The sequence below is a fragment of the Thiosocius teredinicola genome (genome assembly GCF_002009425.1).
Taxonomy (GTDB): domain Bacteria; phylum Pseudomonadota; class Gammaproteobacteria; order Chromatiales; family Chromatiaceae; genus Thiosocius; species Thiosocius teredinicola.
In genome coordinates this window covers 1,952,037-1,976,167 of sequence record NZ_CP019936.1, presented here as the reverse complement: position 1 = coordinate 1,976,167, position 24,131 = coordinate 1,952,037, and the positions used below count along the sequence as shown (strand labels likewise).

The 24,131-nt window shown below is 60.3% G+C and carries 19 protein-coding genes; 5 read left to right on the top strand and 14 right to left on the bottom strand.

Annotation, left to right across the window (positions count from 1 at the left end; genetic code table 11):
- Nucleotides 1-174 precede the first annotated feature (174 nt).
- The 5 genes from asd to leuC all read right to left on the bottom strand — a co-directional run bounded on the left by asd (nt 175) and on the right by leuC (nt 4,726).
- Nucleotides 175-1,290: an aspartate-semialdehyde dehydrogenase gene (gene asd / locus B1781_RS09485; protein WP_078119432.1), complete on the bottom strand. Its 1,116-nt coding sequence runs from the start codon at nt 1,288-1,290 to the stop codon at nt 175-177.
- Between the two features lie 65 nt (nt 1,291-1,355).
- On the bottom strand, nt 1,356-2,429 hold the full coding sequence (gene leuB, locus B1781_RS09480; RefSeq protein WP_078119431.1) for a 3-isopropylmalate dehydrogenase: 1,074 nt from the start codon (nt 2,427-2,429) through the stop codon (nt 1,356-1,358).
- Between the two features lie 90 nt (nt 2,430-2,519).
- Complete coding sequence (leuD, locus tag B1781_RS09475) at nt 2,520-3,158, bottom strand: 3-isopropylmalate dehydratase small subunit (protein WP_078119429.1); 639 nt, start codon at nt 3,156-3,158, stop codon at nt 2,520-2,522.
- A gap of 2 nt (nt 3,159-3,160) precedes the next feature.
- Complete coding sequence (locus tag B1781_RS09470; RefSeq protein WP_078119428.1) at nt 3,161-3,289, bottom strand: entericidin A/B family lipoprotein; 129 nt, start codon at nt 3,287-3,289, stop codon at nt 3,161-3,163.
- Nucleotides 3,290-3,322: 33 nt separating this feature from the next.
- On the bottom strand, nt 3,323-4,726 hold the full coding sequence (gene leuC, locus B1781_RS09465; protein WP_078119426.1) for a 3-isopropylmalate dehydratase large subunit: 1,404 nt from the start codon (nt 4,724-4,726) through the stop codon (nt 3,323-3,325).
- A gap of 94 nt (nt 4,727-4,820) precedes the next feature.
- Between leuC and B1781_RS09460 the strand changes: the two genes are divergently transcribed.
- Nucleotides 4,821-5,690 carry a LysR family transcriptional regulator gene (locus B1781_RS09460; RefSeq protein ID WP_078119425.1) on the top strand — a complete coding sequence of 290 codons (870 nt, stop codon included), beginning with the start codon at nt 4,821-4,823 and terminating at the stop codon, nt 5,688-5,690.
- A gap of 53 nt (nt 5,691-5,743) precedes the next feature.
- Here B1781_RS09460 and B1781_RS09455 read toward each other — a convergent pair whose 3' ends face one another.
- The 5 genes from B1781_RS09455 to aroC are packed head-to-tail and all read right to left on the bottom strand — an operon-like array spanning nt 5,744 to nt 13,585.
- Entirely contained in the window at nt 5,744-8,896 is a 3,153-nt protein-coding gene (locus B1781_RS09455; protein WP_078119423.1) for an efflux RND transporter permease subunit, read from the bottom strand.
- Nucleotide 8,897: 1 nt separating this feature from the next.
- Nucleotides 8,898-10,169: an efflux RND transporter periplasmic adaptor subunit gene (locus B1781_RS09450; RefSeq protein ID WP_078119421.1), complete on the bottom strand. Its 1,272-nt coding sequence runs from the start codon at nt 10,167-10,169 to the stop codon at nt 8,898-8,900.
- A 38-nt stretch (nt 10,170-10,207) separates the two neighbouring features.
- Entirely contained in the window at nt 10,208-11,263 is a 1,056-nt protein-coding gene (gene lpxD / locus B1781_RS09445; protein WP_078119420.1) for a UDP-3-O-(3-hydroxymyristoyl)glucosamine N-acyltransferase, read from the bottom strand.
- 29 nt (nt 11,264-11,292) lie between these two features.
- Nucleotides 11,293-12,432 carry an MFS transporter gene (locus B1781_RS09440; RefSeq protein ID WP_078119419.1) on the bottom strand — a complete coding sequence of 380 codons (1,140 nt, stop codon included), beginning with the start codon at nt 12,430-12,432 and terminating at the stop codon, nt 11,293-11,295.
- Between the two features lie 46 nt (nt 12,433-12,478).
- On the bottom strand, nt 12,479-13,585 hold the full coding sequence (gene aroC, locus B1781_RS09435) for a chorismate synthase (RefSeq protein ID WP_078119418.1): 1,107 nt from the start codon (nt 13,583-13,585) through the stop codon (nt 12,479-12,481).
- Nucleotides 13,586-13,753: 168 nt separating this feature from the next.
- On the opposite strand from aroC, the gene B1781_RS09430 reads away from it, so the two are divergent.
- Both B1781_RS09430 and B1781_RS09425 read left to right on the top strand, forming a co-directional pair.
- Nucleotides 13,754-14,893 carry a glycosyltransferase family 4 protein gene (locus B1781_RS09430; RefSeq protein WP_164513321.1) on the top strand — a complete coding sequence of 380 codons (1,140 nt, stop codon included), beginning with the start codon at nt 13,754-13,756 and terminating at the stop codon, nt 14,891-14,893.
- Nucleotides 14,894-14,917: 24 nt separating this feature from the next.
- Nucleotides 14,918-16,273 (top strand): glycosyltransferase family 4 protein, encoded by a 1,356-nt coding sequence (locus B1781_RS09425; RefSeq protein WP_078119416.1) that lies wholly within the window; start codon nt 14,918-14,920, stop codon nt 16,271-16,273.
- Nucleotides 16,274-16,329: 56 nt separating this feature from the next.
- Here B1781_RS09425 and B1781_RS09420 read toward each other — a convergent pair whose 3' ends face one another.
- From B1781_RS09420 to B1781_RS09410, 3 genes are read right to left on the bottom strand one after another with little or no spacing between them, the layout of a single operon-like run.
- Nucleotides 16,330-17,184, bottom strand: coding sequence for an FkbM family methyltransferase (locus B1781_RS09420; RefSeq protein ID WP_078119415.1), 855 nt, complete (start codon nt 17,182-17,184; stop codon nt 16,330-16,332).
- Between the two features lie 12 nt (nt 17,185-17,196).
- Complete coding sequence (locus tag B1781_RS23150) at nt 17,197-18,453, bottom strand: ABC transporter ATP-binding protein (protein WP_078119414.1); 1,257 nt, start codon at nt 18,451-18,453, stop codon at nt 17,197-17,199.
- A gap of 3 nt (nt 18,454-18,456) precedes the next feature.
- On the bottom strand, nt 18,457-19,293 hold the full coding sequence (locus B1781_RS09410; RefSeq protein ID WP_334223942.1) for an ABC transporter permease: 837 nt from the start codon (nt 19,291-19,293) through the stop codon (nt 18,457-18,459).
- Between the two features lie 516 nt (nt 19,294-19,809).
- Here B1781_RS09410 and B1781_RS09405 point away from each other — a divergent pair.
- Complete coding sequence (locus B1781_RS09405) at nt 19,810-21,732, top strand: hypothetical protein (RefSeq protein WP_078119412.1); 1,923 nt, start codon at nt 19,810-19,812, stop codon at nt 21,730-21,732.
- A 6-nt stretch (nt 21,733-21,738) separates the two neighbouring features.
- Nucleotides 21,739-22,620 (top strand): glycosyltransferase family 2 protein, encoded by an 882-nt coding sequence (locus tag B1781_RS09400; RefSeq protein WP_078119411.1) that lies wholly within the window; start codon nt 21,739-21,741, stop codon nt 22,618-22,620.
- Between the two features lie 10 nt (nt 22,621-22,630).
- On the opposite strand, the gene B1781_RS09395 is transcribed toward B1781_RS09400, so the two are convergent.
- Nucleotides 22,631-23,941: a TolC family outer membrane protein gene (locus B1781_RS09395; protein WP_078119410.1), complete on the bottom strand. Its 1,311-nt coding sequence runs from the start codon at nt 23,939-23,941 to the stop codon at nt 22,631-22,633.
- Between the last annotated feature and the right edge of the window lie 190 nt (nt 23,942-24,131).

Below are 24,131 nucleotides of genomic sequence, written 5' to 3'. Positions count from 1 at the left end.
TCGTTGCGTAACCCACAGATTATGTAGGTGCAATTCAGAACCGATGTAATGATTTTGGCCTAACTATAGCCGAGTCAATATGTTCTACCAACGATAGTAACGGCAGCAGACCTCAAGACTGAAACGACTAATGAGGATTTTTTTGCACGACCGCGATTGCGGCCGTGCTTGGAGTCATCGCGCCAAAAGGATACGCAGCATACGACGCAGCGGCTCGGCCGCGCCCCACAACAGCTGGTCGCCGACAGTGAACGCGTTGAGGTATTCGCTGCCGAGATTCATCTTGCGCAGCCGGCCGACCGGGATGGTCAGCGTGCCGGTGACCTTGGCAGGCGTCAGTTCGCGGATCGTCTGCTCGCGATCGTTGGGGATGACCTTCGACCAGGGGTTGGCCTCATCCAGGATCTGCTCGATCTCGTCGATCGGCACATCGCGCTTGAGTTTGATCGTCAAGCCCTGGCTATGGCAGCGCATAGCACCGATCCGCACGCAGGTGCCGTCAATCGGGATCGGGTTGTCCATCCGGCCGAGGATCTTGTTGGTTTCGGAGATCGCCTTCCATTCTTCCTTGCTCTGCCCGTTGTCGAGCGGCACGTCGATCCACGGGATCAGGCTGCCAGCCAGGGGCACGCCGAAGTTGTCGGTCGGATAGGCCTCGCTGCGCAGGGTTTCGGTGACCGCGCGATCGATATCCAGGATCGCCGACGCAGGGTTGGCCAGCAGATCGGCCACGCTGTCGCGCAACACCCCCATCTGGCTCAACAGCTCACGCATGTTCTTGGCGCCGGCGCCGGACGCGGCCTGGTAGGTCATCGACGTGGCCCACTCGACTAAGTCGGCATTGAACAGGCCGCCCAGGCCCATCAGCATCAGGCTGACCGTGCAATTGCCGCCGATGAAATCCTTCTTGCCGTCGGCCAATGCCTGCTCGACCACCTTCAGGTTGACCGGATCGAGCACGATCACGGTGTCGTCGTTCATGCGCAACGCCGACGCCGCATCGATCCAATAGCCATCCCAGCCGGACTTGCGCAGCTCGGCGAATACCTGCTTGGTGTAGTCGCCACCCTGGCAGGTGACGATCGCGTCCATCTGCTTGAGTTCGTCGATGTTGGTGGCATCTTTGAGCGCCGGCACCGGTTTACCGATATCCGGGCCCGGCTGACCGGCCTGCGAGGTGGTGAAGAATACCGGCTCATCGATCTCGGCGAAGTCGTTCTCTTCGCGCATACGGTCCATCAGGACCGAACCGACCATGCCGCGCCAACCTACAAAACCCACTCTTTTCATGTCACACACCCGACTCGACAGAACTCATACCGATCGACCTGGCCGACCGGCTTGCTCGTTTTAATTCACAATGCGGCGACAACCGCGTCGCCCATTCCTTCACAGTTCACCTCGGTCATGCCCTCGGACATGATGTCCGGCGTGCGCAGGCCCTGATCGAGCACCTGCTCGACGGCCTTCTCGATACGCTCGGCCATCGCCGACTCGCCGAGGCTGTAGCGCAGCATCATCGCCACCGACAGGATGGTCGCCAAGGGGTTGGCAACGCCCTTGCCGGCGATATCCGGCGCCGAGCCGTGGATCGGCTCATACATGCCCTGCCCCTTTTCGTTGAGCGAGGCGGACGGCAGCATGCCGATTGAACCGGTCAGCATGGCCGCCGCGTCCGACAGGATGTCGCCGAACATATTGGTGGTGACCATGACGTCGAACTGCTTCGGCCATTTCACCAGCTGCATGGCGGCATTGTCGACATACATGTGCGACAGCTCGATCTCGGGGTATTCGTTCTTGACGACCCGCTCGGCCACTTCGCGCCACAGCTCGGTGCATTCGAGTACGTTGGCCTTGTCGACCGAGCACAGCCGTTTGCCGCGCTTCATGGCAATGTCGCACGCCGAGCGCACGATGCGTTCGATCTCGTGCTCGGCATACACCAGCGTGTTGAAACCCTGGCGTTCGCCGTTCTCCAGCGTGCGGATGCCGCGCGGCTGGCCGAAATAGATGCCGCCGGTCAGCTCGCGCACGATCATGATGTCCAGGCCGGCGACAATCTCGGCGCGCAGGCTCGAGGCATCGGCGAGCTGCGGATACAGGATCGCCGGACGCAGGTTCGAGAACAGCCCGAGTTCGGCACGCAGGCCCAGCAGGCCCTTTTCCGGGCGCACCGAGATGTCCAGCGGCTCCCACTTCGGACCACCGACCGCGCCGAGCAGAATGGCGTCCGCCTCCCTGGCCATGTCCAGTGTGGCGCTGGGCAAGGGGGTCTCGGCGGCATCGTAGGCCGCGCCGCCGATCAGGCCCTCGTCGAGTTCGACGTCCAGCCCCTCGCCGACCAGCGCATCGAGTACCTTGACCGCCTCGGCCGTAATCTCGGGACCGATACCGTCACCCGGCAATACCAGAATTCTTTTGCTCATAACTCCCCACTCACTCGAGGTGCTGCGCCCCGCGTCGAAACGTCGCTGCGCAGCGCCAGACTCATCAATTTTTTATCGCACCGCCGACAATCAGGCGAACAGCCAGGGCGCCTCGTCGCGCCGACGTGCCTCGTAGGCTTTGATGTCGTCGACGTGCTGCAAGGTCAGGCCGATATCGTCCAGCCCGTTGATCAAACAATGCTTGCGGAACGGATCGACATCGAATCCGATCGCCTCGTCGCCGATGCCATGCAGCTGCTGGTGTTCGAGATCGACGGTCAGCTGCAATGCCGTGTCGCCCATCGCCTGATCGAACAGCCGGTCGACCGTGTCCGGATGCAGATGGATCGGCAACAGGCCGTTCTTGAAGCTGTTGTTGAAGAAGATGTCCGCGAAGCTCGGCGCGATAATCACCTTGAAGCCGTAATCGGCCAGCGCCCAGGGCGCGTGCTCGCGTGACGAACCGCAACCGAAGTTCTCGCGCGCCAACAGGATGCTGGCGCCGGCGTAGCGCGGATCGTTGAGCACGAAGTCCGGATTGACCGGACGCGTGCTGTTGTCCATGCCCGGCTCGCCGTGGTCGAGATAGCGCCAGTCGTCGAACAAGTTCGGACCAAAACCGGTGCGCTTGATCGACTTCAGGAACTGCTTCGGGATGATCGCGTCCGTATCGACATTGGATCGGTCCAACGGACAGACCACACCGGTAAAGGTCTCAAACTTTTGCATGGCTACCTCGTGGCGTCGTCCATCGCTTCACCCGCATTGGTGATATCGCGACCGACACCTTTGACTGTTTCACACCCGGTCGCCATCGACAGCACGGCGAACACGATACATACCCACAGAACCCGTTTCATTCTTGCCCCTCCAGACCTTCGGCCGCAGCGGCGTCAAAGGTCTCTGATATCAACGAAATGCCCGGCAACCGCGGCGGCTGCCGCCATGGCCGGACTGACCAGATGTGTCCGCCCGCCCTGGCCTTGCCGGCCTTCGAAATTGCGGTTGGACGTGGACGCACAGCGCTCCCCCGGCTGCAGACGGTCGGCGTTCATCGCCAGACACATCGAGCACCCCGGCTCGCGCCATTCAAAGCCTGCCTCGATGAAGATCTTGTCCAGGCCTTCGCGCTCCGCCTGCGACTTCACCAGACCGGAACCGGGCACCACCAGCGCCTGCTTCACGTTATCAGCAACCTTGCGTCCTTTGGCTACGCCGGCCGCGGCGCGCAGGTCTTCAATTCGAGAATTGGTGCACGAACCGATAAAAACCTTGTCGACCGCGATCGCGCTGATCGGCGTATCCGCCTCCAGCCCCATGTACTTGAGGGCGCGCCGCATGCCCTCGGCCCTGACCGGATCGCTCTCGTTGGCCGGGTTCGGCACCTTGCCGTCGACGCTCACCACCATCTCGGGCGAGGTGCCCCAGGTGACCTGCGGACGGATCTCGGCGGCCGGGATCACGACCACGTGGTCGAACTCGGCGCCGTCATCGCTGTGCAGCGTGTGCCAGTAGGCAGCAGCCTGGTCCCAATGCTCGGCCGACGGGGCGAACGGCCGGTTGCGGACATACTCGATGGTCTTGTCGTCGACCGCGACGAAACCTGCGCGCGCGCCGGCCTCGATCGCCATATTGCACACCGTCATGCGGCCTTCCATCGACAGATCGCGGATCGCCTGCCCGCTGAACTCGATCGCGTAGCCGGTGCCACCGGCCGTGCCGATGCGGCCGATGATCGCCAGCACGATGTCCTTGGCGGTGACGCCGGCGGGCGCCTCGCCCTCGACGACGACCAGCATCGACTTCGACTTTTTCTGGATCAGACATTGGGTAGCGAGCACGTGTTCGACCTCGGACGTGCCGATGCCGTGCGCCAGCGCGCCGAACGCGCCGTGGGTCGAGGTATGCGAATCGCCGCACACCACCGTCATACCCGGCAGGGTCGCACCCTGCTCCGGGCCGATCACGTGCACGATGCCCTGACGCTGGTCGTTCATACCGAACTCGACGATGTTGAAGTCGGCACAGTTCTGGTCGAGTGTCTCGACCTGCAGCCGCGATACCGGGTCTTCGATACCCTTGCTGCGATCGGTGGTCGGGACGTTATGGTCGGCGGTCGCCAGGTTGGCCGAGGTGCGCCACAGCGGACGACCGGCCAGACGCAGCCCCTCAAACGCTTGCGGCGAGGTCACCTCGTGCACCAGGTGCCGGTCGATGTACAGCAACGCCGTACCGTCGGCCTCTTCGCGGACCACATGCGATTCCCACAACTTGTCGTAGAGCGTTTTCGGTTTCATGGCGACATTCCATTAACTGACGGGAATAACGATAGCGGCTAATATGAATAACACAAATTCATGTTTTTCATTGTTTGAATTCTTTTGAGGAATAATGGAAATCGCCGCACTGCAGGCCTTCGTCGAGGTCGCCGATCACCAGTCGTTCTCCGAGGCTGCCGAGGCCCTGTTCCTGACTCAGCCCGCGGTCAGCAAGCGCGTGGCCCAGCTCGAGAGTGAACTGAACACCAAGCTGTTCGACCGTATCGGGCGACGCGTGTCGCTGACCGCGACCGGTAGCGCCCTGCTGCCACGGGCGCGCCGCCTGATCAACGACGCGCGTGAACTCAAGCGCCTGGTCAGCGACCTGTCCGGTGAGGTGCGCGGTCGGTTGACCATGGGCACCAGTCACCACATCGGGCTGCATCGCCTGCCGACGCCGCTCAAGCGTTTCACCGAGGCGTTCCCCGCGGTTGAACTGGACATCCGCTTCATGGATTCCGAGGCCGCCTGCCGCGCCGTCGAGACCGGCGACCTCGAGCTGGCAATCGTCACCCTGCCGCCGGAACGCCCGCCCAACCTGAACTTGGCGACGATCTGGGACGATCCCCTGGCCTTCATGGTGGCCCCGGATCACCCGCTGGCCGGCAGAACGAAGGTCTCGTTGACGGAGTTGCTCGAATACCCGGCGGTGCTGCCGGGTACGACGACCTATACGCGCGGCGTGCTGGAGCAAGCCGTGCGCAAGGCCGGTGTCGAACTGAAGGTGGGTATGGCGACCAACTACCTGGAAACGCTGCATATGCTGGTCGCCACCGGCCTGGGCTGGAGCCTTCTACCGGCGACCGTGCTCGACGACAAGGTGGTTCCACTGGAAATCGACGGTATGCGACTCACCCGCCAGCTCGGCGCGGTCACCCACCAGAAACGCAGCCTGTCGAACGCCGCCAGCGCGATGATCGAGGTGTGTAACGCTGCCCGTTGAATAGGCACCTGACTGACAACGAAAACCCGCCGGTCACGACCGGCAGAGGCTCGTCATTTGTCGGCGGTTTCCTCGGCCACCGGCGACGCGGCGCGGCCGGCGGTCCACGCGACGATGCGTTGCCGGGTAGTTTCCAGCCCAGCCAATAGCGTCGGCACCAGCAGCAGCACCAGGAACGTCGCGAAGGCCAGACCGAACGAGATCGACACCGCCATCGGGATCAGGAACTGCGCCTGCAACGAGGTCTCGAACAACAGCGGCAGCAGGCCGGCGATCGTGGTCAGCGAGGTCAGCAGCACCGCCCGCAGGCGCTGGCAGGCCGCCTCGATGATGGCCTCCTTGATCTCCATGCCCTTTTCGCGCAGGTGTTTGTAGAACACGACCAAGATGATCGAGTCGTTGACCACGATGCCCGACAGGGCGAACAGGCCGAACATCGACAGGATCGTCGGCGTGATATCCATCACGTAGTGACCGTACAGGGCACCCACGATGCCGAACGGGATGATCGCCATCACCACCAGCGGCCAGCCGTATGAGCCGAACACCCAGGCCAACACGATGTAGATCATCGCCAGCGCGAACAAGGCGCCGCGCTGCATATCGCCGGCGGTTTCCTGCTGGTCTTCGGCGCGGCCGGTGAACGCCCAGTGCAGATCGTAACGAAGCGACAGCTGCGGCAACAGCTCCTCGCGCAGCTGGCTGCGGACCTCGTTCGCATTGGCGATCTTCTTGTCGACGTCGGCATACACGGTCGCCGCCAGCTGGCCCTCGGCATGCCGCAGCGCCTTGAAGCCACGCCGTTCCTCCAGGTCGATCACCGATAACAGCGGCACCGTCTGGCCGTTGGACAGGAACACGCTGAAGTCGTCGAGCGCGGTCAGGCGGTAGCGCTCGGCATCGGGCAGCATCACCCGCACCTCGACCTCTTCGTCGCCCTCGTTATAGATCTGCGCCAGCTGGCCATCGAACGCGGCGCGCAACTGCCGCCCGACATCCTCGACGCTCAGGCCCAGCGACTCGCCGAAGGGATTGAGCTTGTAAACCAGCTGCTGCTGTCCGTAGGGCATGTCGTCCTCGACGCCCTGCACGCCCGGGATCGCGGCGATCGCATCCGACAGCTCGAGCGCCGCGGCCTTGGTGCGATCGGCATCCGGCCCGGTCAGGCGAATCTCCAGGTCGCGCCCCGGGTGGCCGCCCTGGCGGGAGGTGATGGTCAGGTACTCGAGCCCGGGCGGCTTGACCAGGCGGTTTTCCCAGGCCTTGATGAACTCTTCGTTACGCACCTCGCGGTGGTCGGACGGGATCAACTCGACCGTGACCGTGGCGAACTGTTCGCCCTGCTGTTGTTGGCGCCCGTTGGAGAAGAAACCCAGGCCTTCGGCGACATTGGCCAGCCTGACCAGCCCGCCGCCGAGTTCTTTGTCCGTCTGGTATACCGCGGTTTCGACGTCCTTGATGAAACCCACGACCCGCTCTGGCGGCGTGCCGGCAACAAACGTCGCGCTGGCAACGACCACGTTGCCTTCGACATTGGGGAAGAAGCTGAAACCCATGCGCCCACCGCGCAGCACACCAACCAACACGATGACAAAGGCCAGTGCGATCGCCACGATCGCGAAGCGGTTGTTGACCGCCCAGGTGACCATCGCGCGGAAATGCGTATCGCGGATGTGATTGAAGCGCTTGTCCCAGCGTTCGCGGAATGAGCCCGGCTGCGCCGGCTTGATGCCCTTGAAACTGTGGCGCAGGTGGCCAGGCAGGATCAGGAAACTCTCGACCAGCGAGGCGATGATCACGCACACGATCACGAACGGGATGTCGCCGAGAAACTTGCCGATGATACCGGTGATCGCAAATAGTGGGATGAAGGCCGCGATCGTCGTTAGCGACGATGACATGACCGGCGCGAGCATCCGGCGCGCGCCGCCTTCGGCGGCTTCGAGCGAACTCTCGCCGGTCTGATAGTGGGTCAGCGCATCCTCGCCGACCACGATGGCATCGTCGACGATGATCCCGAGCGCCATGATCAGGGCGAACATCGAGATCATGTTGATGCTGCCGCCGGCGACGTAGACGATCGCCAGCGTCGCCATGAACGACACCGGGATACCGACCGTGACCCAGAAAGCGACCCGCCCGTTGAGAAACAGGAACAGGATGATAACGACCAGCACCAGCCCGCTGGCGCCGTTTTTCAGCAGCAGGTTGATGCGGTCCTTGATCAGCGTCCAGCTCTCGTCGTAGGCGGTGATCTCGACCCCCGGCGGAAACCGCTTGGGCGCCTCGGCGAGCCACTCCTGCATGATGCGCGCGGACTCAAGCGAATCGGCGTTGGCCGAGCGCATCAGCTGCAGTTCGACCGCCGGCTCGCCCTGGTAGGTCATCTCGACCTGGTTGGGGCGTGCGCGCCGCTCGACCTCGGCGACATCTCCGATGCGAATCAACCGACCTTCGCGGTCGGCGACCAGGGCCAGTTCCTCGAAACCGGCCTCGCTGCGCCGTTGATTGAGGGTGCGGATCTCGCGCCCGACATCGTCGCGCCCCACCGTACCGGCCGGCAGATCGCGTGACTCCGCCGCCACCCGGTCGGCCACCTGCCGCAGCGACAGCTTGAGGTCTTCGAGCGTCGCCTGCGGAATCTGGATGGCTAGTTCGTCTTCGGGCAGGCCGGTGATGTTGACCTTGGCAATGCCGCGATCGAGCAGCTCGCGTTCGATGCGTCGCGCCAACGGACGCAGCTCGCGGATATCGGCCGGGCCGTGGATCAGCAGGCGCGCGATAGGTTCGTAACGCACCACGTGGCTGACCTCGGTCTCTTCGGCATCCGTGGGTATGTTGCGCACCCCATTGACCAGTTCTTCGACCCGATCGGTCGCCGCGCCCATATCGGTGCCTTCCGGAAACTCGAGCAGGATCGAACTGACGCCCTGGCTCGAGGTCGAGGTCATCTTGTCGAGACCGTCGGTAGAACGCAGCGCCTGTTCCAATGGGATGGTGATCGAGGTTTCGATGTCCTCGGCCGATGCCCCGGTCCACACGGTGCGTACCGAGACCACCTCGACCTCGAAGTTCGGAAAGAACTGCACATTGAGATTGGCGACGCCCCAGACGCCGATCATCAGCATCACGACCATCAGGAGATTGGCCGCCACCTTGTGTTGGGCAAAGATGCCGACGATGTCGCTGCGGTGCTGAAACGGCATGTCAGCGCTCTTCGGCGACGCGCACCAACAGGCCATCGAGGGCGTTGGGAAGTTGCGTGGTCACGACAGTGGTTCCCGGTTCGAGCTGCGGGGCATGGATCAGGACGCGCGCCACCTTGCCTTGCCGGCGGGCCTCGCCGATGCGCTCGACTCGTTTCGGCCGCATGCGACTTTCGCTATCGATAACGTAGATGCGGTCGGTACCGTACACGGCCTCGGGCGGCAGCGCGATCAGGTCATTGCGTGCCGGCAGGTTCAGCTCGACGCGCAAAAAACGCCCCTGGCTTATCTGCGTCGCGCCGCGCGTTACCGTAAACAGGCCGTCAACACCACCAGTACTGCTCGACGCCTCACCGGCCAGGCTGCGCAGCTTACCTTCAACGGCAATGCCGTCGATCGTGCCATGCACCGTCAGTGGCCGACCGGCATCGATCGCCGCGCGCACCTGCGGCAGGTGTCGGCTGGGAATCTGCGCACGGATAACCAACTCATCGGTGTCGTACAGCTGAATCAACGGGTCGCCAACCCTGGCGCGTCGCCCGGGCGACACCTGTACCCGGGCGATCCGGCCGTTGAACGGCGATGCAATCGCGCTGCGTTCCAATTCGAGCTGCGCCTGATCGCGCAACGCCTCGGCGCGCGCTCGCGCCGCTTCGACTTCCGCCAGGCGCGCCTCGTGTTCGTCCACGGCCTGCTCACGCGCCGCCAACGTGATTGCCTGTTTCTCAGACGCCTGGCGCGCGGTGTCCAGTTGCGACTGCGCACCGACCTTCTTCGCGACCAGGTCCTGCAGGCGTTTAACCTCACTGCGCGCCAGGCCGAGCAGCCGGCGTTCACGCGGCAACGATTCGAGATTGGCCTCCTGGCGACGCTTCTCCGAGACGATCCGCGCATCCGCCTGCTTGAGCTCGGCCTCACGCTGCGCCAGTTGCAGACGCGCGTCGCGGTCGTCGAGCCTGATCAGCACCTGACCCTTTTCGACCCGGTCGCCCTCGACGACCAGCACCTCGTTGACGTCGGCGGTGATGCCGGCCGTCAACTGGCTCGACCACAGCGATTCGACCTTGCCGTACAACGTGACGGTGGGGCTGTGGCGCGCCCGCTCGACCTGCTCGACACTGACCAGCCAGGCGCGCTCGCTAACCTGCACGGGGGTGGGCTTTGGCTTGGTGGCGATCAGGGCGGCTGCCGCGCCGGCGGCCACCAATAGAATGACCAGCGGTAACCAGCGTTTTCTGGGCGTACTCTTCCCTGTGTTGGTGTCGGACGTCATTGTTGGCTGGCGGTGTTCTTGTCGTTACGTAAAAGGGGCTATTTTGCCGGTTTGTCTTCTAGGGCTGCGATGCGATCACGCAATGCATCCAGATCACGCTGTTGCTGGCGAAAACTGCGCAGCAGTTCCGGTAGCTTGCCGACGGCAGCGATCTCACGCATCTCGCGCGCCATCGGCTTGGCGGGTGATCCCCAGACCTTTTCTCCAGGCTCGATATCCGTGTTGACGCCGCCCTGGCCGCCGATCTGCACGCCATCGCCGATCGTTACGTGATCGGCGATGCCGACCTGCCCGGCCGCCACCACGCCCTTGCCCAGCTTGCTGCTGCCCGCGATGCCGACCTGCGACACCAGGATCACGTGTTCGCCGATCTGGTTGTTGTGCCCGACCTGGACGAGATTGTCGAATTTACTGCCCCGACCGATGCGCGTTTCGCCCAGCGTAGCCCGGTCGATGCAGGTGTTGGCGCCGATTTCGACATCGTCTTCGACCACAACGTTCCCCAGCTGGGGAATCTTGTGGTGGTGGTCGCTATCCCAGTAATAGCCGTAGCCATCGGCACCGATGACCACGCCCGGGTGCAGGATACAGCGATCGCCGACCCGTGTGTCGTCCATCAGCGACACGTTCGGCCCGATGTCGCACGCCTCGCCGACCGACACGTTCGGCCCGATATAGGCCCCGGCACGAATTCGGCTACCCGCACCGATCGCGGCACCGCTGTCGACCACCACCAACGGGCCGATACCGACACCCTCGCCGATCTGCGCATCGTCGGCGATGACCGCGGTGGGGTGGATGCCGATCACGGCACGTGCCGGCCTGAACAGCTCCATGGCGGCGACAAAAGCCGGCTTGGGGCGCTCGACGCGCAGCAGGCTCTTGCCTGCCGTGGCGGGAAAGTCGGCACCGACAATGATCGCCGCCGCGCCGCTCGATTCGACCTGCTCGCGGTACTTGTCGGATTCGGCATAGGTCAGCATCCCCTCGCCGGCCGCTTCGAGCGCCGCGACTCCGACGATAACCGTAGCGGCATCGCCTTCGAGCGTCGCACCGAGTTTTTGCGCAAGTTCACCAAGTGTGTAGTCGGTCATCGGCCGTTACCTACTGATCAAGCTTGTGTTTAGTAATCATGCTGGGCATCGATCCAGTACCAGGCGGCCAGTGCGCCCAGCACCGCCAGGACGCCGGCACCCGCGAAGGTCATCGCCGGCCCAATCCCGTCCCAGGCATATCCGCTGAGCAGGCTGCCGACGGCACCTCCCGCGCCGAAACTGACGCTACTGTACAGCGCCTGGCCCCGGCCTTGATGACGCCCCTGAAAATAGTGGTGCACTAGGTGGATGCTGGCGGCATGAAAGGTGCCGAACGTAGCGGCATGCATCAATTGCGCGAGCAGCAGTACCCACAGCGAGTCGGCGAGATTGCCGATCAACACCCAGCGAAGCGCGGCGATGACCAGGCTGGCGATCAGCACGCGACGCGCACCGAACCGCCCGAGCAGGTGATGCATGATCAGGAACAGGCCGACCTCGGCCAGCACGCCCAGCGCCCACAGCTGCCCGATCAGCGACTCGCTGTAGCCGTGGTCTTTCATGAAGATCGAGTAGAAGGCGTAGTAAGGCCCGTGGCTGGCCTGCATCAGAAAGACAGCGAGAAAAAAGCCGATGATCGCCGGTTTTTTAAGTACATCAGCAAGCGGCGGCTGGGCCTTCGGATGGGGCTCAGGGTCCGGATCCTTGACCGTCAACGAACTCAGCCATATTGCGACGAACAGCAACAGCAACGTTGGCAGCACGACCTCGGCACTGTGCAGGTCGACCAGCCAACCAAGCACAATCACCGTGACGATGAAACCGATCGACCCCCAAACCCTGATCTGTGCATAGCGTGCCACGCGCTCTTTCAGGTAGATAAAGGTGATCACCTCGAACTGTGGCAACGAGGCGTTCCAGAAGAAGCTGTACAGTGTCATGACCAGCGCGATCGGCCAGAACCCCTGCGCCCAGAACATGCCGGCGAACACCAGGATCGAAACCATCGACGCCAGCCGCACGATCCGCATGCGATGGCCCAGGTGGTCGCCCAACCAACCCCACAGGTTTGGCGCGACGATCTTGGTGGCCATCAAGATTGCCATCAGCTCACCGATGGCTACCGCATCGAATCCGCGCTCACGCAGGAACAGTCCCCAGTAAGGCACCAGGGCGCCCAATACCGAGAAATAGAACAGGTAAAAGGACGACAGTCGCCAGTAAGGCATCAGACTTCGGCGTGATATCGCGCGCGCATCCCTCGCCGGCGCCGCCTCAAGGCTTGCTGCTGCCGGCCGGGATCACCGGGGTATCCGGCGCCACATCTGCATTCTGGCCACGCTGGCGCAGGGCATGATCGAGCAACACGATCGCCAGCATGGCCTCGGCGATCGGGGTCGCGCGGATGCCCACACACGGATCGTGACGCCCCTTGGTAATCACCTCGGTGGAGTGGCCGGCAACATCGACCGTTTGCCCGCCGAGGCGGATGCTCGAGGTCGGTTTGAACGCCACGCGAGCCACGACGTCCTGCCCGCTGGAGATCCCGCCGAGCACGCCGCCGGCGTTGTTCGACAGAAAGCCTTCGGGCGTCATCTGATCGCGGTGTTCGGTGCCTTTCTGCGCGACGCACGCGAAACCGGCGCCGATCTCTACGCCCTTGGCGGCATTGATGCTCATCAGCGCATGCGCGATATCCGCGTCCAGCCGGTCAAAGATGGGTTCTCCCCAACCGGGAGGAACGCCGGTAGCGACAACAGAGACTTCAGCGCCGACCGAATCGCCGGATTTGCGCAACTCGTCCATGTAGTCTTCGAGCTCGCTGACCTGCGCCGCGTCCGGCCAGAAGAACGGATTAGACTCAACCGGGTCCCACGCAAAGCCGTTCGGCCGAATCGGTCCGAGCGCTGAAAGGTAGCCACGCACCTCGATGCCATAGCGTTCGCGCAGGTACTTTTTGGCGATCGCGCCGGCCGCCACCCGCATCGCAGTCTCGCGGGCGGACGAGCGACCACCGCCGCGATGGTCGCGGATGCCGTACTTCTGGATATAGGTGTAATCGGCGTGTCCCGGCCTAAATTTCTGTGCGATGTCGCCGTAATCCTTAGAACGTTGGTCCTGATTGAAGATCACGAGTCCGATCGGTGTGCCGGTGGTTTTGCCCTCGAACACCCCGGAGAGAATCTGGACCTGATCCGGCTCGCGCCGCTGCGTGGTATGGCGTGACGTACCGGGGCGACGGCGGTCGAGGTCGGGCTGGATGTCCGCTTCGCTGAGCGCCATACCCGGCGGACAACCGTCGACGATGCAACCGATTGCGATACCGTGGCTTTCGCCGAAAGACGTCAACGTAAAGAGTTTTCCGATAGTATTGCCGGACATTTTTTGGAAACGGATGTTGGATAAGCAGTTGAATTATTCGGCCAATGATAATGGCTTAGGCACCCTCGTGTCGCCCGCCGTGCCATTCAACGCAAATTGCGCCATGACTGGTCGAAAATGACCCAACGTTCCGCTGCTTCATCTGTTTCGTGCCCTGAACGGATAACCATGGTCGGCACACTCCCGCCGCTGCGCGCCATAAGCAGTTACTGTGAAGGGGTCGCGCTGGCGCTGGCAGAACATACCGAAGTCGAGTTCTTCAGCTTTTCGGCGCTCTATCCAAAGGCACTCTATCCCGGCGCGATCCAAGTCGATGACCAGAGCGAGCCTCCGCGTCATCCGAACCTGTTGATCCATCGCCGACTGGCTTGGTACAACCCCTTGAGCTGGGTTTCTGCCGGCTTGCGGGCGAAGGGCGACGTACTCAACCTGCAATGGTGGTCGTTACCCCTGGCGCCGATCCTTATCGTCATCGCGCTCACGGCGAAGGCCCGCGGCGTACCCGTTGTCGTTACCGTCCACAACGTAACGCCACACAATGGCAACCGCGTGTTGCACCGGATTGCCAGTAGCATTCTCTACGCCCTGGCAAATGCGATTCTGCTGCACTCGCGGCGCAACGAAGAAGTATTTCACCAGGTTTTCCCAGCATTCGAAGATCGCACGGCGGTATTCCCGATGGGTGCCGCAGACTTCAAACACGATCGAGTCGTGGACAAACGGGCCTCCAGACAACATCTGGGAATCGCTCAGCACAAGCGAGTGCTGCTTCTGTTCGGCGCAGTTCGCGAATACAAGGGGTGGGATACTGCATTGAAGGCAGTCGATACGCTACGCAACAACGAGCCAAACACGTTGCTGATCATCGCCGGTCAGGCATGGGATAGCGCAGACGCAATCAACAACACGGTGCGAACGTTGAAACTGGAACCCAACGTGCGTCTAGACCTCGCGTTCGTACAAGAAACCGATATTCACCACTACCTTTCGGCAGCAGACGTTCTGCTCATGCCCTACAAGCACTTCGATGCCCAAAGCGGTGTCGGCACTTCAGCGCTGACCTACGGACTGCCCGTCGTTGTGTCTGACTGTGGTGGACTGCAGGATCTGGTGATCGACGATGAATCCGTCGTCCCACGCGACAATGCGTTGCGGCTGGCCGAGCGTCTCCGCGAGATACTTTCGAACGCAGACCTCTACGCGACACTGTGTTCTCATTCGGAATTTCTCGCACAGCGATTCTCTTGGGCTTCGATTTCACAAAAGATCTGCGCTTTCTTTCAAACTACGATCGAACCACAGCGATAAGAACAGTCCCTCAAGCCCCGAACAATGACCAAAACATCCAGAACGATTTATATCGATTGCACCGCGACCTACTACCTGGGCATCAATACGGGGATTCAACGCGTCGTGCGCAATATCGTAAAACGCGCGGTTGCATTGTCGGATACTGAAGGGCAGAAATTCGTCCCGGTCGTGTCGAACTTTGGACATTTTTGGCGCTCTCCCCGCTTCAACGCCTTGCAGCTCGCCTCGCAGAACATGAGCACGGTGATGCACGGTGGCACCAAGGCCTCGGTGTGGCTGTCGGCACATGAGAAAAAGGCTATTCAAAAGAGCAAAAAATTCTCGCCCTGGCTGGCTTATGCCTATTTCATCTCCGCTATCCGGCGACTGATTCGATACGGCGGTTATGCCTTGTTGCAAACGCCCTTCGTTGTCGGACTGTTGACTGGAAGCATACGTCGAATAAAGCCGAAATCAGGCGATTTCCTGTTGATGCCCGACGCTTTCTGGGCCTATGACGTCGTAACGCCCTTGAACAAGAGACGTAACCAGAAACTGATCGTGGCGCCGATGATCCACGACCTTATTCCCGTGACCCATCCACAATATTGCGACAAGCATTTTGTAAAGACATTTAAACGTCTGCTACCACAGATATGCGCTCATTCCTCAGCATTTGTCTGCATCTCGCATTCAACCCTCAACAGCCTACTCGCTTTTTTCAAAGACCATGACATGCAACGGGAAGCAGCCCTGCCAACGGCAATCTGGTATTCCGGCGCCGACATCGCCAACGAGCCGGATTCCGGCATCGAGGAATTGCCGATTCGCAGCGACGTCCAGACCATGGATTTTGCGACCGATACCTTCCTGATGGTCGGCACAATCGAGCCACGTAAAGGTTACGACGATGCTTTCGCGGTTTTCACCCGGATGTGGGACGCCGGTCGAACAGAACGCCTCGTCATCGTCGGTCGCGTAGGATGGATGTGCGAGGACTTGGTCGAAGCGATGACCAACAGTCCCTACGTCAATCGACATCTCTTCATCTATACCAATGCGAATGACAACGAACTTGATTTTTTCTACGAGCACTCCACAGCACTGATCTTCGCATCGCGGGCGGAAGGATTCGGCCTGCCACTGGTAGAGGCGATGCAAAAGGGATTGGATGTTATCGCGAGCGACATACCGGTTTTCAAAGAGATAGGGGGCGATTCGGCACGATACTTCGTCACCCAGGATCTCGACGATCTAGAACGCACAATTGTCGAATTCGTTGAAAACAAACCGGAACAGCATGATGCGCTCGAATGGCATGACTGGGATCAGGCCACGCGACGCCTCTTGGATACTTGCTCAAAGCTCGCCGATCAGGCTTCGCCCGCAGAAACCTGATATCTCGCACATCGCATGCGTAACTACCGAGTCACCAGGTAGGACACATAGTTTCTCTAGAAGCGTTGTGCGCCTTTGTACGCATAGACGTCACAGTATTCTGTTCGCGCCAACAACTGTTCACGCGTCACCGGCTTTATCGAGCTGTCTTTCATGATCATCGAAAACGAGAATCCCCGGCTCGACAACAGATCCAGCAGATCGGCTCCACGCGACGTACCTGCATAAAAACTCGGCGCGAATTCGAGCACAATCCCAAGATCCGTGCTCTCGGTCAACAACCGATCTGCACCCAACAACACTTCCGGCTCGCTGCCTTCTGCGTCAATCTTCATAAAATTGACGGTACCTTCGCCAACGATGTCGTCAAGCTTTCTCGCCTCGACGTTCACCGTGGTAACCGAATCATTGTATTTTTCCGGATCTCCGTCGGGCACATGAATCGACGATGAACCTTTGTGCTTTTCATAAACCTTGAACTCGAGGGTGGTCTGCTCTTTATACGCTGCACACATCGAGACGGAACTGCGATCGCGAAAACCGTTCACTTCCAGATTGCGATATGCCAGTTCATAAATCTCGGCATTCGCTTCAACCGACCAAACATAGCCTTGTTTACCGACCAATCCGGCCAGGAGAAGAGAAAAATAACCGACGTTGGCACCCACATCCACGGCTCTGTCGCCCGGCCTGACGAGCCGCTGTATCGCTGTGGTCACCCAGTCTTCCCATATGCCATCCTGAATGAGATGAGGGGTGAGACTGATGTCGCGGCTGTCGAGATACATTTTGTACCCTTGTACCGTGTTGGTCAGCACGCGATGGTCACCGAGGTAACAACTTCTCGATTGAACGAACACGCTTGTCTCAGCGATGCGCTCTGCGATGTGCCGTAATATCTTCTTGTACATTTGGTTTCCCGCTTATTGAACCGACCAGGTGAGCATTGGCGCAACAGCTCCGTCGCGGTGGGCAAAGAAGAACTCGCCCGAAGGACAACTGAACGTAACCCCGAAATGCACGCCTTTCTCTTTGCGAACCAGCCAACGAACGCCATGTATAGCCGCCGCTATCGTCAGGTGATAGCTGCCATTGGCCAGAAGGCCCGGAGGAATCTGTGTCGAGATGACTACGCCATCGCGGCCTGCAGCTTCGGAAACGTCGGCCTTTCCGCTCTCGCCAACGAATGATTGAAACACCAGGCTACCGTCGCCCGCGTAGAGTTCAAATCCAACCAGCAAGCCTGTCACCGGTCGCGTCAGCTCTATCTCTATCGATACGGTGATCGCTTCCGTGCTGTCAAAGGTGACACGTGAATTGCCGTCGGCGTCACTGACCTTTAGAGAATGGAAGACCACAGTCCGTTCGCTATCCGTTAACTGAGGGTCATATCTGACTACTGAGCACGCATCACCGCTTTCCCTGATTGACGTGCCATAGGCATGGACGACATCGCCCACATCGCCGTCACCGACGATGCGTCCGTGATCGAGCCAGATTGCCCGATCACAAAACGCGCGAATCGCCGACATATTGTGACTAACCAGTACCACCGTTCGTCCGCTGCTATGCATGTCTTCCATCTTGGACATGCATTTCTTCTGAAACCACGCATCCCCCACTGCCAGCACCTCATCAACCAGCAGAATCTCAGATTCCAGGTGCGCAGCCACTGCGAAAGCCAATCGCGTGTACATTCCCGACGAATAGCGTTTAACCGGTGTATCGAGAAATTGCTCGACTCCCGAGAAGGCTACGATTTCGTCGAATCGTTGCACGACTTCCTTTTTGCGCATCCCGAGTATCGACCCGTTCAGAAAGATGTTCTCTCTGCCCGTCAACTCGGGATGAAAGCCGGTGCCCACCTCCAGCAGACTGGCCACTCGGCCATTGAGTGCCAAACGGCCTTCGGACGGGGCCGTTATTCGGCTCAAGAGCTTCAACAACGTGGATTTGCCCGCACCGTTCGCGCCGACAAGCCCCAGTTTTTCTCCCCGATCTACCTGGAGATCTATCTCTCTCAACGCCCAATAATCTTCGCGGACAATCTGTCGAATCGGTCGGAAACCCCTCCGGAATCGAGCCGCGAGCCAATCGCGCAGCGTGTCGTATGGGGGCGATTGGTTATGACTCAACTGATAGCACTTGCCGAGCCTTTGTGTTTCTATCGCCGCACCCATCGCTCAGATCTCGTCTGCGAAGGTACGTTCTACCTTCCGAAAGAAGTGCAAAGAAGCGAACATGATCAATACCGTACATGCAACGCTGACGGCAACTGCGAACGTTGGAACCGGGTACGAGTCGCCAAATAACGACCAACGAAACCCTTCAACAATGCCGACCATCGGATTGAGGCTGTACAGCACGCGCCACTGCTCGGGGATCTCGTAAACGCTGAAGCCCACCGGGGACACGTAGAGGCCAATCTGTACGATGAACGGCACGATAAACCTGACATCCCTGAACCGGACGTTGAGTGCCGCAAAGCCGATCCCGATGCTCAGGGTGAACAAGATCAACAGCAAAAGGAACAGCGGAAACAGCAAGATCTCAAGCCCCGGAAACACGCCGAACCAGATCATGAACGGTACAAGGATCAGCACAGTGACCATAAAGTCGACCGCGCCGGCCAGCGAGGAGCTCAGTGGAATCAATACGCGCGGAAAGTAAACCTTTGAAATCATTTGAGAATTAGCGACCAGACTGTTTGCAGACTCGGCAAACACGGTCGAAAAGAAATGCCACGGAAGCAGACCGGCGATGACCAACATCTGGTACGGCACATCGAGATTCTTGCCCAACCCCGCGACGCGCTGAAACACGAATGTGAGGATGACCATCGTGATCAATGGACGCAGGATGACCCAAGCAACCCCGATAGCCGTCTGTTTGTAGCGAACCTTGAGATCCCGCCAAGCAAGAAACAGCAAGAGTTCGTGGTACTGCCAGACCTCGCGCCAATAGCCACGACGTCGACCTTCGGCGGCCACCTCAACGGTGTTCGCGTTGTTGTCCATCATCGTGAACCGAGCAACTTTTTTGGGTGTGAAGCCGAGAGCATTTTCGTTTTAATAGCCAATTACATGATTATCGGCGACATTTAATGTCACTTGATACCAAGAGTTCGAGGTTACCTGGCGTGAGCGCTCAGTCCCTTCCTGTCAATGTTCCAGATCCTGAGCACCGGCATCCTAAGACCTTGCTTGACCGCTCAGGGCAACCCCAATCCGAACCAGACACCGCCCTACTCACCTCAGGACAGAGTCCCACATGTTCGTCGACAAAATCCTACGGCTACTCGCTGCCAAACAGCGCTCACGACATCCGGTATTCGTGTTCGTCGGTCCACTCTATAGCCGCTAGCTGTTGTCCAATTACGCAAATTTCCGGCAGATCGGCCGCTAGTCTGCGTACAGCAGCACGTGTGGCCCGCCACGGCCCTGTGCTGACTAGCAGTCGACTTTGAGCCACATCGGGCACAAGCTGCATTTCAATTGGATTCGGCGACCATCTGAAACTGTGACGCGCAAAACAGAATGCAATACAAATTACTTCTTGCACTATCAGCGATAGTTGCCGCCAGCCTGGCAATCTACACGCCGGGCTTGAACGGCCCGTTTTTGTTTGACGACAACATCCACATCGTCCAGAACCAGTGGGTCAAGATCAACTCCCTAGCCGCAAGCGAATTGCTTCGCGCCTGGAATTCGTCGTTCAACGATTTCCCTGCCAGTCGCCCCCTTGCCCAGCTGTCATTCGGCATCAACCATGCTATCGCCGGATTAGACCCCTGGGCCTTCAAGGCGACCAATCTTGCGATCCATATCCTGACGGGCGTGGCCGTCTTCCTGTTCACCCGCCTTGCCTACCGAGCCATCGCGCGAAATACGTACGACGCGAAATACGAACTCGGCTGGGCGCTGGCCACGATGGCCGTCTGGTTGCTGCATCCCATCAATGTCAGCACCGTCCTGTACGCCGTGCAACGTATGACCCAGATCTCAGCCTTGTTCACCTTGCTGTCGCTGAGCGCCTATCTGTGGGGGCGGCTGCAACTGGCGGAGAATCGCTCGGGCTTCGGCTGGCTGTTGCTGGTTCCGGTTCTTGCTGCAATCGGCTTCCTCGGCAAGGAAAACGCCGCCCTACTTCCATTGTTGCTGCTCGCCTGTGAGCTCACCCTCCTGAACAAGGTATCACTTGGCCGCAGACCAGGGGCGCTCAGAGCGCTGCAGGTCACCTACATCGTGGTTCCGCTCATTTTGGGCGCAGCGTATTTCATGACCCACCCCGGGCTCGTCTACTACGACGAACGGCCGTTCACACTCGAAGAGCGAGTGCTGACGCAGCCGCGGATACTGTGGTTCTACCTACGCTTGTTATTTATCCCCGACATCTCGCAGTTCGGCCTGTTTCATGACGATATCGCATTGTCGACCAGCTTGTTCTCACCACCGATCACGATACTGGCGGTTATGGGCATCTCAGCCTTGTTGCTTACCGCGTGGATAACGCGCCGCAAGCACCCGGTTTTCGCCTTCGCGGTGCTCTTCTACTTCGCCGGTCACGCGTTGGAATCAACGGTGCTGGCGCTCGAAATGGTGTTCGAACACCGCAATTATCTGCCGGGGCTCGGGCCTCTCATGGCACTGAGCTATGCGGTTGTCGTCGGTTCACGCCGTCTGAAACAGCACAAACTCGTGGTCGCCGTCGGTGTCGCGCTGTTGGCTGCCTACGCGGCCACCACCTTCGTCCGCGTGAACAACTGGTCCAGTTTCCAGACTTTCGTCATGAGCAGTGCCAACAACCACCCGGCGTCGGCACGGGCCAATTTCGCAGCGGCTCAGTTTCTTATCTCTGCCGTCGAACATGCCGACGAGTCCAGACCGCAGATTGCTCAAGCTGCCGCCGATTATCTGCTAAAAGGGTTGGAGGCAGACTCGCGCTGCCTCAACTGCTTGTTTGGTTTGGTCGTACTCGACCTCCACCTCAATCAGCGGCCCTCGGATGCCACCGTGAACATGCTGAGCGACGCCCTCAAAGATGGAGACGTTGGCCCAACCCGGGTATCCGTGAGCCAGTTCAGTTTTCTCGTCGATTGGCAGAAGGCCGGGGGCAGTTCCATGGGCAACGAGCAACTCGAGTCGATACTGGATGCTGCGCTCGCCAATCCGAAATGGGGATACACCGGCCGCTCGGGCATCGAAAGCGCATACCGCGAATATCACGAGTTCGTCACCAAAAACCTGAACGCAGCCCTGCAACATGGGATTGCCGCCGCCGATGCTTGGCGCTCCCAATGGAAGCCCCGCATGCGCGTCGCGCGCTTGTTGCTAAAGCTCGGTCGCCGGCAGGAAGCGCTGCAGCACCTTGACGTAGCGGCTTCAGTGGCTCGTAATCGCGAACAGACAGACGAGACCGAACAAGTACGCCAGCACATCGAAAGTGCGCTCGGCAAATAAGGATCTATGGACGCAAAGACCAACCCGCCTTTACTCAGCATCGTGCTGCCTGCGCTGAACGAAGCCAAGAGTCTTGACAACCTGCTGCCGAAACTCAGGTCGGCTCTTCCCGAAGCCGAGATCATTGTGGTTAACGATGGATCGGATGACGATACGGCGGCAACCGTCGAACGCCACGGATGCCGGGTTGTGTCAAACCCCTACCGCATGGGCAACGGCGCCGCGATCAAGCGCGGTGTACGCGCCGCGCACGGCACCAACCTCGCGATGATGGACGCCGACGGCCAACATACCCCGGAACACCTGATGTCGCTTTGGAATCGGTTCGAGCGCGAAGATCTCGACATGATCATCGGCGCTCGAAAACAGGGTGATCACGCCAGCCTGTTCAGGCGGTTTGGCAACTTCGTGTTCAACCGGGTGGCGACCTGGATGACAGGCCAGCAGATCATGGACCTGACCAGCGGTATCCGCATCTGCAAAGCGCGGCGTTTTCGCGAGTTCATCCACCTGCTGCCCAACGGATTTTCCTATCCGACGACCAGCACGATGGCATTCTTCCGTTCGGGCTACACGGTGGCTTATGAACCGATTGACGTGCTGCAACGTGAAGGCCGAAGCCACTTGAAGATCTGGCGCGAAGGCGCGCGCTTCATGATCATCATCTTCAAGATCGGCGCGCTATATTCACCGATGAAATTATTCCTGCCAATCAGCGGGGTCTTGTTCGGCCTGGCCTCGGCGCTCTACGTCTACACCTACATCACCGAGGCGCGCTTCACCAACATGAGCGCCCTGCTCTACATGACATCGCTGCTGACGTTCCTGATCGGCATCGTCTCCGAGCAGATCACCAGCCTGATGTTCGCGCGGCGCGAGCGCCAATAGAAAGCGTCGACTAGGGCTGTTGTTCCAGCCAGCCGTTCACCGTCGTGACATCTTCCATGTTCAGAGTGCCGGCCGCCTGCAGCAGTGACAGCGTATTGATGATGTAGTCGTAGCGTGACTGGGCAAGGTCGCGCTTGGCACGGTACAGGTCGCGCTGGCTGTCGAGCACGTCGACCAGGGTCCGGGTACCGACTTCGAAACCCGCCTCGGTGGCCTCCAGGGCGCTCTGTGCCGACACCTGGGCGGCCTCGAGTGCCTTGACACGGCTGATGCTCGATTCGACGCCTCGGTAGGCGTTGCGCACCTGGGTCTGCACCGAACGGCGCCGCTGCTCCAGCACCTCTTGCGCCGCTTCGTACTGGTAGCGTGCCTGGCGGGTCGCCGCCGAAACACCGCCGCCGGTATACAAGGGCCAATTGAGCTGGACGCCGATCGTCGCCGTGTTCTGATCGGTACCGAAGTCGGAACCCGAGCGCCCCATGGCATAAGAACCCACCAGGTCAACCGCCGGCGAGTCGCCCGCGCCCTGCAAACGGATCTGTTTGCGGGCGATGTCGGCATCGTACCGGGCCGAGACGATGCCCGGGTTGGTGCTGGTCGCCGTCTTGCTCCATTCTTCGAGACTGGCCGGCTCAGGCGACAACATCGGCACATTGCGCCGCAGGTCGGCCAGAGGTAGCGCGTTCTGCTCGGTGATCTCCAACAGCGCCTCGACGGCGTTATCGAGATTGTTCTGCGCCAGGATTTCATCGGCGCGGGACTGGTCGTAGCGCGCCTGCGCTTCGTGCACGCCGGTGATAGCGATCAGGCCAACCTCAAATCGCTGCTTGGCCTGGTCGAGCTGGCGGGCGATCGCCTTCTTTTCGGTTTCGGCGAAGGTCAGCGTGTCTTTGGCCGACAGCACCCCGAAATAGGCGTTGGCGGCACGTAGAATCAGGTCTTGTTCTGCGGCGTTGTAGTCGATGCCGGCTTTGGCCACCTGGTCTTCAGCCTGCTCGAGCTGAATCAAGCGGTCCTTGCGATACAGCGGCTGGACCACCTGGAGGGCCGCGTCGGCGGTACCGTAGTCTTCGTCGTAGGCACCGCGAACCGAGTCCTTGATGTCCTGGTTCAGGTAGTTGGCATCACCGGTCAAGGCCACGTTCGGCCGCAACTGGGCCTCGGCCAGCGGTTTGGCCTCAAGATTCGCGTCTCGCGTGGCCCGCGCTGCGCGCAGCCCCGGATCGTTCTCGGTTGCCATCCGGTAGACCTCGGCGAGATCTGCCGCTGAAACCACAGAAGTGCCGAGCACCAGGCCAATCGCCCATGCGATCCGCTTCATCTTATTCGTTTCCCCAAAATATTAGATAATCCAAATATAACAGGTTTTTATGACCTGTTTACACCGCGGGTAACGGTGGAAATCGCCGCCGATTGTGGCAAATCAAAGCCTGCGGCTGGCGCGCACGCCGGCACTGGTCATGTAAGGCAGACAAAATACCTCATATAAGTGGTCTGGGTAACCGCAATCC